We start from the raw sequence: 11,729 nt of genomic DNA, 5'->3' as shown, positions 1-11,729 counted from the left end.
GCTCGAACGATCGGCGGCCGGTGTGCGTACTACTCTGCGGAGGCGCCGACCGAGACCGGGAGGTCCATCAGGACCGTGCGCCGGGGGTTGGCGGTCTGCGTGGGGAGGTCGACGGGGTGCTCCGGCAGCTCGGGCGTGGCCAGCTCGCCTGCGTCGTCCAGGTGGGCCAGCGTGGTGCGGCGCGGGTTGGCGGTGCGGAACATCGACGTCGTCTTCACGGGTGTACGGATCCTGTCGTCGCGGCGGGTGGACAGATTTCTGACTCTTGTAAAGCGTCAGGCTAAACATCCGATTCCCTGGGAAACGGTTGAAGAGGCCAAGATTCGCGTGTGAGTTTGCTCACGAATCGACACTCAAACCGGTCAATTCAGGCCCGCCGTCGATGCCAACGAAACGGACATTGCACCCCTGAAGCTGGCATTCCGCTCCTGATCATGGCGACTGGGACACGCGTGCCACCTCGGCGAATCACTCGGGTATGTCCGTTATGGAGTGACGGCCGCTCTACGGCTCGTGATGTGGCCCTCACGCGCCGTCACGAATGTCACAGCCTGACCGACGGACCTTGTTGGAGATCCTGCACTGTGCTGGAATCTCACGGACCGCCGCGGGATCGAGCCGGCGCACAGGGGGCGCACACCAGCGCCGAGTGGCGGCGAGAAGGGGGAAGCCAGCGCCGGTCACTCACGACCATCCGGGGACGTATTCAGGGCGTCCCCGACGACGCCGACACCGTTCTTCCGTTCACTCGGAGGGACGCCTGGTCCAGAGGTTGCGACGCTAGTGCAGGGACGTTTCAAGAGGGATGGCAGCGCTTCGGCGGAGCCGGAGCCGCATGGCGGGACGGGCCCCAAGGCCGTCAGCTCCTCGCCCCAGCACGCCCAGAACCCGGGCCCGAACCCGTCCGACGCCGCCGACCGCGCGGGACGTCCGGGTGGGTCCGCACCGTCGGCCGCGCCCACCCCCGCCGTGAAGCCGCCGCAGGGCCCCACCGGCCCCGGCCCGCGAATAGCGCTGCGCAACTGGCGCATCTCCACCCGACTGGTGTCGCTGCTCGCGCTCCCCGTGGTCGCCGCGACCACGCTGGGCGCCCTGCGCATCAACCAGTCCATGGAGGACATGCAGCAGCTCGACAACATGCGGCTGCTGACCGACATGACCAAGCAGGCCACCGAGCTGGCCGCCGCCCTCCAGGAGGAGCGCGACAAGTCGGCCGGCCCGCTGGCGCACGACTCCACGGCCAACGACCTCACGATCAAGGGCTACCGGACCAAGACCGACCGGGCCCGCGACAACTTCATCGACGCCTCCGAGGAGATCGACGCCGCCGCCAAGGACGGCAACCTCCAGGGCGTGCGCGACACCCTCGTGGGCCTCGTCGGCGAGCTCGGCAACATCGCCAAGATCCGCGCCAAGGCGTACGAGTCGGAGCGCAACTCCACCCAGACGGTGGAGGCGTACCACCGCCTGATCACCCACCTGCTCGACCTCTCCCAGGACATGGCGGAGGCCACCAGCAACCCGGAGATGATCAAGCGGACGCGTACGCTGGCGGCCTTCTCCTCCGCCAAGGAGTACGCGTCGATCCAGCGCGCCGTCCTGGCCGCCGCGCTCCCGGCGAACACCAAGAGCGACGGCGACCTGTCGGAGAACGACCGCCTCTACGCCCAGTCGGCGCTGGAGAGCGAGGAGTCCGAGCTCGCGAGCTTCCGCAGCATCTACGGCACCGAGGAGGCCGCGGAGACCCTTCGGCCCATCGAAGAGGGCAACGCGACCATCAAGGACGCCAACACCTACGCCGACCGCGCCTTCGACCGGCCCGACGGCCTCGACGGCCTGGAGCGCCGCTCCTACCTGGACTGGGTCGACGACAGCTCCGCCAAGATCGAGCAGATGCGCAAGATCGAGACGCAGCTGCTGGACGACATGGAGCAGAAGGCCCGCGAGCTGCGCAGCGAGTCCGAGCGCGAGGCGATCCTCTCCGGTGCGCTCATCCTGCTGGTGCTCGGCGTCTCCCTCGTCGGCGCCTTCGTGGTGGCCCGCTCCATGATCCGCTCGCTGCGCCGCCTCCAGGAGACCGCCACCAAGGTCGCCCAGGACCGCCTGCCCGAGCTGGTCAAGCAGCTGTCCGAGTCCGACCCGCAGGACGTGGACACGTCCGTGGAGTCGGTCGGTGTGCACTCCCGCGACGAGATCGGCCAGGTGGCCGCGGCCTTCGACGACGTGCACCGCGAGGCGGTCCGCCTCGCCGCCGAGCAGGCCCTGCTGCGGGGCAACGTCAACGCGATGTTCACCAACCTCTCGCGCCGCTCCCAGGGTCTGATCCAGCGCCAGCTGTCGCTGATCTCCGAGCTGGAGTCCCGCGAGGCCGACCCGGACCAGCTGGCCTCGCTGTTCAAGCTGGACCACCTCGCCACCCGTATGCGCCGTAACGGTGAGAACCTCCTCGTTCTCGCGGGTGAAGAGCCCGGCCGCCGCTGGACCCGCCCGGTCCCGCTGGTCGACGTGCTCCGCGCCGCCGCGTCCGAGGTGGAGCAGTACGAGCGCATCGAGCTGGCCTCCGTGCCGACCACCCAGGTCGCCGGCCGCGTCGTCAACGACCTCGTGCACCTGCTCGCCGAGCTGCTGGAGAACGCCACCTCGTTCTCCTCGCCGCAGACCAAGGTCAAGGTCACCGGTCACGCGCTGCCCGACGGCCGCGTGCTGATCGAGATCCACGACACCGGTATCGGTCTGTCGCCGGAGGACCTGGCCGCGATCAACGAGCGGCTCGCGCAGCCGCCGACGGTGGACGTCTCCGTCTCCCGCCGCATGGGTCTGTTCGTGGTCGGCCGTCTGTCGCAGCGCCACGGCATCCGCATCCAGCTGCGCCCGTCCGACTCCGGCGGTACGACCGCGCTGGTCATGCTGCCCGTCGATGTCGCCCAGGGCGGCAAGAAGCCTCAGCCCAAGGCCGGTCAGGGCCCGGGCGGCGGCGGTCCGGCCGCGGCTCAGGCCGCCGCCGGCGCGGCCGCGGCCCGGCGCCAGAACGGCGGCGGTGCCCTCGGTGGCGGTGCGCCCGCCGGCGGTGGGCTGCTCGGCGGCGGCCAGGGTCCGCGCGCCGCGCTGCCCGGCCGGGACGGTGGCCGTCCCGGTGCGCCGGGTGGTCAGGGTGCGCGCGGTGGGCAGGGTCAGTCCGCTCCGCAGGCCCCCGCGGCTCCGCAGGGCCCCGGTGCCCAGCAGGCGCCGGGTGGGCGGCAGGGTGGCCGTCCGGCTCCGGCGGGTGCCGGGTTCGGGCAGGCGTCCGCCGGGGCGCAGGGTCTGCAGTCCGCGGGTGTCGGCCAGGGGCAGGACGCCTTCGGCGCCCCCCGTGGTCCCGTCACCCCGCAGCGCGGTGAGGGCAAGGGTGCCGAGCAGGGCGGTCAGCGCCGCCGCCGGCCGCAGCTGCCGCCGCGGGGCAACGGTCCCCGGGCCGAGCTGCCGGGCGGCGCCCAGCAGCGTCCCGCCTGGAGCGACGACAACGCCCAGTCCCCGGCCGCGCGTGCCTCGCTGGACACCCCGCGGGGCCACGAGGAGTCCGACCTCGACCGCACCGGCCGTATGCCTCACGCCGACCAGGGCCCCGGCTCCACCGCCGAGATCCCGCGGATCGACGAGACCCGTGGCCTGCCCGCCGCGCCGGGTTCCGGCACCGCGCAGGACACCGGCCGCTTCACGGCACCGCAGGGCTACGACAACGGCTCCACCGGCCAGTTCCCGGCCGCGCAGAACCCCGGCGCCACGGGCCAGTTCCCGGCCGCCCAGAACCCCGCCTCCACGGGCCAGTTCCCCGCTCAGCAGGGCTACGACAACGGCTCCACGGGCCAGTTCGCGGCGCAGCAGGGCTACCAGAACGGCTCCACGGGGCAGTTCCCGGCCGCCCAGAACCCGGCCTCGACGGGCCAGTTCCCGGCCCAGCAGGGCTACGACAACGGCACCACCGGCCAGTTCGAGCGGCCGCAGCAGGGCGGTGCCGACTTCGGCGCCCGCCGTCCGGCCGCCCCGCAGCAGCGCCCCGCCCGCCCGGAGCCGGAGGCGCTGCCGCCGGCCTCCACTCCCGGGGACGGGCGCACGCCGCTGTACGACACGCTGGAGACGAACTGGTTCCGTCAGGAGCGCCAGGCGGAGGGCGGTGCGGCCCCGGCCGCCCCGCAGCAGCCGCAGGCCGCTCCGGCGCCCGCTCCCCAGCGTCCCGCCGCCACCTCCTGGCGCAGCTCGCCGAACGACGAACTCGTCCGGCAGGCCGAGCGCGTCCGGCAGCCGGCCGCGGGAGGCATCACGACGTCCGGCCTTCCGCGCCGGGTTCCCCGGGCGAACCTCGTCCCGGGTACGGCTCAGCAGCAACAGCACAGCAGCGGTCCGCAGGTCTCACGCGCGCCTGATGACGTGCGCGGGCGGCTGACCAATCTCCGCAGGGGCATCGCCCAGGGTCGCCAGGCCGGCAGCGGCCAGACCGGCAGCTTCCCCAGCCCCTCTCACCAGCAGGAGCGTTAGTTGAGCCAGATGAGCCAGGCGGCACAGAACCTGAATTGGCTGATCACCAATTTCGTGGACAACACCCCCGGTGTGTCCCACACCGTGGTGGTCTCCGCCGACGGCCTTCTCCTGGCCATGTCGGAGGGGTTCCCGCGCGATCGTGCCGACCAGCTGGCCGCGGTCGCGTCGGGCCTCACCTCGCTGACGGCCGGCGCCTCCCGGATCTTCGAGGGCGGCAATGTGGCGCAGACCGTGGTGGAGATGGAGCGAGGATTCCTCTTCCTCATGTCCGTCTCGGACGGCTCGTCCCTCGCCGTGCTCGCGCACCCCGAGTGCGACATCGGTCTGGTGGGCTACGAGATGGCGCTCCTCGTCGACCGCGCGGGCGCGGTGCTCACGCCGGACCTGCGCGCCGAGCTACAGGGAAGTCTGCTTCACTGATCCGCCCCGGATCCACCCGCCTCACCAAATCACCGTTCGGCCGACACAATCCCCCCACCGGCCCTGCTCCAACGGCCCGACCGACCGAGACTTGCAGTCCCGCCCGGAGGATTCATGACCCCGTCCAACGCCCATCATGATCCGTACGTAGACGATCCGTACGGGGACGAGGGCGACCAGCCGCTGGTCAGGCCGTACGCGATGACCGGCGGCCGGACCCGGCCGCGCTACCAGCTCGCCATCGAGGCGCTGATCAGCACCACGGCCGACCCGGCGGCGCTGATGGGGCTCCTGCCGGAGCACCAGCGCATCTGCCATCTGTGCCGAGAGGTGAAGTCGGTCGCCGAGGTCTCGGCGCTGCTGTCCATGCCGCTCGGCGTGGCCAGGATCCTCGTGGCCGACCTCGCCGAGGCCGGCCTGGTCGCCATCCACCAGCCGGGTGGCGACGAAACCACCGGTGCTCCGGACGTGACACTGCTCGAAAGGGTGCTCAGTGGACTTCGCAAGCTCTAGCGCCGGACCGGTCTCCACCGGGCGCTCCACCACCTCCGCGAAGATCGTGGTGGCCGGCGGCTTCGGCGTGGGCAAGACCACGTTCGTCGGCGCCGTCTCGGAGATCAACCCGCTGCGCACCGAGGCCGTCATGACGTCCGCGTCCGCGGGCATCGACGACCTCACGCACACCGGGGACAAGACCACCACCACGGTGGCCATGGACTTCGGCCGCATCACCCTGGACCAGGACCTGATCCTGTACCTGTTCGGCACGCCCGGCCAGGACCGCTTCTGGTTCATGTGGGACGACCTGGTCCGCGGCGCCATCGGCGCGGTGGTGCTGGTCGACACCCGCCGTCTCGCCGACTGCTTCCCCGCCGTCGACTACTTCGAGAACAGCGGGCTGCCCTTCGTGGTGGCGCTCAACGGGTTCGACGGTCACCAGCCCTACGCCCCCGAAGAGGTCCGCGAGGCGCTGCAGATAGGCCCGGACACCCCGATCATCACCACGGACGCCCGGCACCGCGCGGATGCCAAGTCCGCGCTGATCACGCTGGTGGAGCACGCCCTGATGGCCCGCCTGCGGTAGGAGTCAAATTCGCGGTGGTGTACGGCAGTTGCCGTAGACGTTCCGGAGCCGGCTGTGGCCTTGGACACGGCCGGCTCCGGTGTTCATAACGTTTCGGCAGAGGAATCCGGTGAGGCCGCCACGCGTCGCGGTCGGCCGATCTCGCTGCGCTCACGAAAGCCCCGTCTTTTGACGGGGCTCGCTCTTTATGACCGTTTTATCTTGCCCTTACAAGATCCTGAACGGTCGCTTCCCCATGTTTGGAAGTGCACTGGATGACGTGCTGGAATGCCTGAACTGCCCATTAGTCAAAGACGTACTCCGTGGTCGATGGCGAACCGGGCTCTGAGACACTGCGGCACGACGTAGGTGCCCGCCGCCGAGAGGTTGTTGGTCGAGTGAGGCGAAGCAAGAACGGTCCCGAGCCGCCCGCCCGGGGCAACTTCACCCCGCCGCCGCGCGGAGCGGCGCCCGCCCCTGTGCCCGGCTCGGAGCCCGCGGCGGCCCCCGTCCAGAGCGGCGGCAGGCTGTCCCCGCGCAACTGGCGGGTGCCGACCCGGCTGAACGCGATCCTGCTCATACCCGTGCTGGTCGGCCTCGTCATGGGCGGCTTCCAGGTGAAGAGCTCGATCGACACCTGGCAGGACGCCGAGGACGCCGAGAAGGTGGCGCTGCTCGTGCGCGCCGCCGACAAGTACGGCCAGGCCCTGCTCGACGAGCGCGACCTGAGCGCCCCCGACCTGCTGGCCGGCAAGGGCGAGACGGACGAGGTCGAGCGGCTGCGGGCCGCCACCGACGCGGCCGCGGCCGAGTTCGACGAGGCCGTCGACGACATGCCGCAGACGGCCTCGCTCAAGCGCCGTCTGGAGCTGTTCGAGTCCAACGAGAGCAAGCTCGACGCGCTGCGCAAGGCCGCCTACACCGAGGCGATGGACCCGGTGAAGACCGAGGAGGGCTATGTAGCCGTCCAGCACGGTCTGATGGAGTTCGCCAACGAGCTCAGCCTGGGCACCGGCAACGTCACCAGCTACGGCCGTACCGTGTACGCCGTCTCCCTGGCCAAGGCCGCCGCGTCGCTGCAGCGCTCCATCGGCACGCACCTGCTGCTGCGCCCCAGCGAGAAGGACACCGTCGCCCAGCAGCAGCGGGTCTCCCTGGTCTCCTACCGCTACCTCGAGGGCATCGCGGTCAACGAGTTCGTCTCCGGTGCCACCGAGGCCGACGTCGACCGGCTCGACGAGGTCATGGCCGAGCAGCGCAAGGCCGTCGGCGACAAGGGCACCGCGGTCGACGCCGGCGAGAGCTCCTCCACGCAGGGCGGCGCCTACTCCGCCATGCCCGCCGCCGACCGCATGCTCCAGGGCATCGCCTCGGGCGCCTTCAGCGCCGAGCAGCTCGCGGAGAAGGGCGTCACGGTCAAGACCTGGATGGGCGCCTCCACCGCGAAGTTCGAGGGCTACAACACGGTCGAGGCCGAGCTCGTGGACAAGGCCGTGGCCGAGGCCCAGAGCATCGCCGACGACGCCAAGACGGACGCCTTCATCACCGGTGGCATCGTCGTCGTGGCCCTGCTCGCCGCGTTCATCCTGGCCGGCATGGTCGCCCGCCAGATGAGCCGCTCGATGCGCAAGCTGCGCCACGCCGCCTTCGCCATCGCCGAGCAGCGCCTGCCGATGCTGGTCGACCAGCTCTCGCGCACCGACCCCGGTCGGGTCGACACCCGCGTGCAGCCCATCCCGATCACCACGACGGACGAGATCGGCGAGGTCGCCCGCGCCTTCGACCAGGTCCACCGCGAGGCGGTCCGGCTGGCCGCCGAGCAGGCCCTGCTGCGGGGCAACATCAACGCGATCTTCACCAACCTCTCCCAGCGCAACCAGTCGCTGATCGAGGGCCAGCTGACGCTGATCACCGAGCTGGAGAACAACGAGGCCGACCCGGACCAGCTGGAGAACCTCTTCAAGCTGGACCACCTGGCCACCCGTATGCGCCGCAACGGCGAGAACCTGCTGGTCCTCGCCGGCCAGGAGCCCGGCCGCCGCTGGGACCAGCCGGTCCCGCTGGTCGACGTGCTGCGCGCCGCCTCCTCCGAGGTGGAGCAGTACGAGCGCATCGAGCTGTCCGGTGTGCCGGACGCCGAGATCCACGGCCGCGCGGTCACCGACCTCGTGCACCTGCTCGCCGAGCTGCTGGAGAACGCCACCACGTTCTCCTCCCCGCAGACCAAGGTCCGCGTCACCGCGACCCGTCTCCCCGACGGCCGCGTGATGATCGAGATCCACGACAAGGGCATCGGCCTGACCGCCGAGGACTTCGCGGACATCAACCACAAGCTGGCCAACCCGCCGACCGTGGACGCCGCGATCTCCCAGCGCATGGGCCTGTTCGTGGTCGGCCGGCTGTCCGACCGGCACGGCATCCGCGTCCAGCTGCGCCCCTCGGGCGAGCAGGCGGGCACGACCTCGCTGGTCATGCTGCCGGACGCGATCACCCACGGCGGTGGCGGCGAGCCCGCGGAGCGCGACGAGTTCACGGTCTCGCAGATCATCCCGGAGCAGCAGTTCCGCGGCGAGGACTTCAACCAGTCCCAGCAGCCCGTGCGCACGGCCGCCGAGCTCGGCTTCGACGACAGCCGGTACGCCGAGGTCCCCGACGACATCCGCGAGCTGGACCCGGTGGGCCGCTCCCTGATGCGCGAGGAGCGCCGCGCGGCCCTGGAGGCCCAGGCGCACGGCCAGCAGACGCCCCAGGACACCGCCGAGACGCACGCCTACGACGAGTACACCGGCCAGTCCTACGCGGGCGGCCAGGGCGGCTACCAGGACGAGTCCGACTCCTACGGCCGGCAGACGGCGTACGAGGAGCAGCAGTCCGCGTACGACGAGGCCCCGCAGCCGTCGTACGACGAGCAGTACTACGGCGCGAACGGCGGCCTGCCCCAGGGCGACGGCTACCCGTCCCCCGGCGGCTACCCCGAGCCCGGCTATGCGGAGGGTGGCCAGGAGCAGCACGCGACGGTGCCCGCCGGCGGCCAGGACGGCTACTCCGGCTACGAGGAGCAGTCCTACCAGGCGGACTGGCCCTCGTCGGACGGCTACCAGAACGGCTACCCGGACCAGTACGCTCCGCAAGCGGAATCTGCGCAGGCCGCTGACGCAAGGGAGCGGGACCGCGTAGGCTTCGACCGTCCGGATGCGGCTTCCTCCACCGGGCACGCGCTGACCGACGCCGGACTTCCGCGCCGCGGGTCCACCGGCTCCACCGACGCCGGGCTCCCCCGTCGCGGGGCCACCGCCGGCAGTGCAAACGGCGCACGGCCCGCGGACCGGGAGGCGCCGGCGTCCGCGCCGGAGAGCAACGGCGACAGCGGCTGGCGCTCGGCGAACGACGAGCGCTGGCAGCAGGCCGCGCAGCTGAGGAAGCCCAAGGCGGGCGGGGTGACCTCCTCCGGCCTGCCGAGGCGGGTGCCCAAGGCCAATCTGGTCGAAGGCACCGCGGAATCGACCCCGCAGGGCGGCCCACAGGTCTCCCGCGCCCCCGAGGACGTCCGGGGCAGGCTGAGCAACCTGCGCCGGGGTGTCCAGCGGGGACGCAGCGCAGGAAGTGAAACGAACGGCCAGGGCTTCGGTCCTGACAGCACCTACAACCAGGAGCGTTAGTGTGAGCCCGATGAGCCAGGCGGCACAGAACCTGAACTGGTTGATCACCAACTTCGTGGACAACACCCCCGGGGTGTCCCACACCGTGGTGGTCTCCGCCGACGGACTCCTTCTGGCGATGTCCGAAGGCTTTCCCCGCGACCGCGCCGATCAGCTCGCGGCCGTCGCCTCCGGTCTGACCTCGCTGACCGCCGGTGCCTCGCGCATCTTCGAGGGCGGCAGCGTGAACCAGACGGTTGTGGAGATGGAGCGGGGATTCCTCTTCATCATGTCCATCTCCGACGGTTCGTCGCTCGCGGTGCTGGCCCACCCGGAGGCGGACATCGGCCTCATTGGGTACGAGATGGCCCTTCTGGTGGACCGCGCGGGCACCGTCCTGACGCCGGACCTGCGCGCCGAACTCCAGGGGAGCCTGCTCAACTGACAGACGGACGGTGCGTTTTAGCCTCCCGAGACCGTAAGGTTTCGGGACGCGGCACCACAGGGACGGGTGCCCGGCACAGTCGGAGGAGGAGAAAGTGGCAACACCCCCAGGCGGTTCATCGGGTAATTGGTCGTACGACCCTGCCCAGGGTCAGACGGACGGTTCCCAGAGCCGGTACAACTTCCCCTCCGCGCCGGGCCACCGGCAGCCGTACGCTCCGCAGGGCCCCGGGCCCTCGCCGTACGACCAGCCGCAGGCACCGCGCATCCAGCCCGTGCAGCCGCAGCGACGTACCCCTGAGCCGGCGCCCGCCGGGGCGTCGAACAACCCCCTGGTGCGTCCGTACGCCATGACGGGCGGCCGCACCAGGCCGCGGTACCAGCTCGCCATCGAGGCGCTGGTGCACACCACCGCGGCTCCGCACCAGATGCAGGGCCAGCTGCCCGAGCATCAGCGGATCTGCAATCTGTGCCGGGAGATCAAGTCGGTGGCCGAGATCTCGGCCCTCCTCACGATTCCCCTCGGCGTGGCCAGGATCCTCGTCGCCGACTTGGCGGAGGCGGGCCTGGTCGCCATCCATCAGCCCGGCGGCGCCGAGAACGCCGGCGGCCAGCCAGACGTGACACTGCTCGAAAGGGTGCTCAGTGGACTTCGCAAGCTCTAGCGGCGGTCCTTCCCGCTCCACCACCTCCGCGAAGATCGTGGTGGCGGGCGGCTTCGGCGTGGGCAAGACCACGTTCGTCGGCGCCGTCTCGGAGATCAACCCGCTGCGCACAGAGGCCGTCATGACGTCCGCATCGGCCGGCATCGACGACCTCACCCACACCGGAGACAAGACGACCACGACGGTCGCCATGGACTTCGGCCGTATCACCCTGGACCAGGACCTGATCCTGTACCTGTTCGGCACGCCCGGCCAGGACCGCTTCTGGTTCATGTGGGACGACCTCGTCCGCGGCGCCATCGGCGCGGTCGTTCTCGTCGACACGCGGAGGCTCGCCGACTGCTTCCCCGCCGTCGACTACTTCGAGAACAGCGGGCTGCCCTTCGTCATCGCCCTCAACGGCTTCGACGGCAACCAGCCTTACTCCCCCGACGAGGTCCGCGAGGCCCTGCAGATCGGCCCCGACACCCCGATCATCACGACCGACGCCCGCCATCGGGCTGACGCCAAGTCGACCCTGATCACGCTGGTGGAGCACGCCCTGATGGCGCGCCTGCGGTAGGTCGGTCCAAGGGTCCGGCCACTGAGCTGCCGCTGACGGTGGTACGCCGTCCGCGGCAGCTTTGCGGTTTCTCGCGCCCCCGCGGCGGAGCCGCGTACCGGTACAGCCCCGCGCCCCTGGCGGCGTTCCCGTTCAGGGACATCGAGAGTTCAGGGACATCGAGAAGGGCCCCTCTCCTTTCGAGAGGGGCCCTTCTTCGTCGTACGGTGTCGCGCTCAGCGCCAGCTGTGCGGGGCGCGGAAGCCCGGCTCGCGCTCCAGTCGGCGCCAGCCTGCGCGGGCGCGGCGGTGGTGGGCCGGGGTGGTGGCCGGCTGGGCGGCGGCACGGGCGAGGAGGATCGCCGTGAGGGCGGCGACTTCCTCGGGCTCGGCATGGCCCTTCTCGACGCGGATATCAGGGGCGTTCATGTCTCGGAGTCTCCT

10 protein-coding genes are annotated in these 11,729 nt (G+C 71.1%); 8 read left to right on the top strand and 2 right to left on the bottom strand.

Annotation, left to right across the window (positions count from 1 at the left end; translation table 11 throughout):
• Positions 1–29: 29 nt before the first annotated feature.
• Positions 30–218, bottom strand: a complete 189-nt coding sequence (locus ACSU6M_RS24290; RefSeq protein WP_437072295.1) for a hypothetical protein — start codon at positions 216–218, stop codon at positions 30–32.
• Between the two features lie 565 nt (positions 219–783).
• On the opposite strand from ACSU6M_RS24290, the gene ACSU6M_RS24285 reads away from it, so the two are divergent.
• The 8 genes from ACSU6M_RS24285 (at position 784) to ACSU6M_RS24250 (ending at position 11,307) form a co-directional block, all read left to right on the top strand.
• Positions 784–4,512, top strand: coding sequence for a nitrate- and nitrite sensing domain-containing protein (locus tag ACSU6M_RS24285; protein WP_437072294.1), 3,729 nt, complete (start codon positions 784–786; stop codon positions 4,510–4,512).
• Positions 4,513–4,521: 9 nt separating this feature from the next.
• Complete coding sequence (locus ACSU6M_RS24280; RefSeq protein ID WP_003973453.1) at positions 4,522–4,935, top strand: roadblock/LC7 domain-containing protein; 414 nt, start codon at positions 4,522–4,524, stop codon at positions 4,933–4,935.
• A 114-nt stretch (positions 4,936–5,049) separates the two neighbouring features.
• A complete protein-coding gene (locus tag ACSU6M_RS24275; protein ID WP_437072292.1) occupies positions 5,050–5,448 on the top strand; it encodes a DUF742 domain-containing protein in 399 nt (132 codons plus the stop codon).
• Positions 5,429–6,019, top strand: coding sequence for a GTP-binding protein (locus ACSU6M_RS24270; protein ID WP_437072290.1), 591 nt, complete (start codon positions 5,429–5,431; stop codon positions 6,017–6,019). The genes ACSU6M_RS24275 and ACSU6M_RS24270 overlap by 20 nt, the downstream gene beginning before the upstream one ends.
• A 377-nt stretch (positions 6,020–6,396) precedes the next feature.
• Entirely contained in the window at positions 6,397–9,657 is a 3,261-nt protein-coding gene (locus ACSU6M_RS24265) for a nitrate- and nitrite sensing domain-containing protein (protein WP_437072289.1), read from the top strand.
• 10 nt (positions 9,658–9,667) lie between these two features.
• Positions 9,668–10,081 (top strand): roadblock/LC7 domain-containing protein, encoded by a 414-nt coding sequence (locus ACSU6M_RS24260; protein WP_004983065.1) that lies wholly within the window; start codon positions 9,668–9,670, stop codon positions 10,079–10,081.
• A gap of 94 nt (positions 10,082–10,175) precedes the next feature.
• Positions 10,176–10,745, top strand: coding sequence for a DUF742 domain-containing protein (locus ACSU6M_RS24255; RefSeq protein ID WP_437072288.1), 570 nt, complete (start codon positions 10,176–10,178; stop codon positions 10,743–10,745).
• Positions 10,726–11,307, top strand: coding sequence for a GTP-binding protein (locus tag ACSU6M_RS24250; protein WP_003997631.1), 582 nt, complete (start codon positions 10,726–10,728; stop codon positions 11,305–11,307). The genes ACSU6M_RS24255 and ACSU6M_RS24250 overlap by 20 nt, the downstream gene beginning before the upstream one ends.
• Before the next feature lie 215 nt (positions 11,308–11,522).
• Here the strand turns inward: ACSU6M_RS24250 and ACSU6M_RS24245 are convergent, their stop codons facing one another.
• The gene (locus ACSU6M_RS24245) at positions 11,523–11,714 is read right to left on the bottom strand and encodes an acyl-CoA carboxylase subunit epsilon (RefSeq protein ID WP_437072287.1); all 192 of its coding nucleotides are present in this window, start codon (positions 11,712–11,714) and stop codon (positions 11,523–11,525) included.
• Positions 11,715–11,729 lie beyond the last annotated feature (15 nt).

It is taken from the genome of Streptomyces sp. enrichment culture (genome assembly GCF_964272895.1).
GTDB lineage: Bacteria > Actinomycetota > Actinomycetes > Streptomycetales > Streptomycetaceae > Streptomyces.
The sequence above is the reverse complement of the archived record's forward strand: the minus strand, read 5'-3'. Positions and strand labels throughout refer to the sequence as shown.

Excerpts from the sequence above, each read along its gene's own strand:
- ACSU6M_RS24280 (WP_003973453.1), top strand. The coding sequence starts at position 4,522 with ATGAGCCAGGCGGCACAGAACCTGAATTGGCTGATCACCAATTTCGTG.
- ACSU6M_RS24275 (WP_437072292.1), top strand. The coding sequence starts at position 5,050 with ATGACCCCGTCCAACGCCCATCATGATCCGTACGTAGACGATCCGTAC.
- ACSU6M_RS24260 (WP_004983065.1), top strand. The coding sequence starts at position 9,668 with ATGAGCCAGGCGGCACAGAACCTGAACTGGTTGATCACCAACTTCGTG.
- ACSU6M_RS24245 (WP_437072287.1), bottom strand. The coding sequence starts at position 11,714 with ATGAACGCCCCTGATATCCGCGTCGAGAAGGGCCATGCCGAGCCCGAG.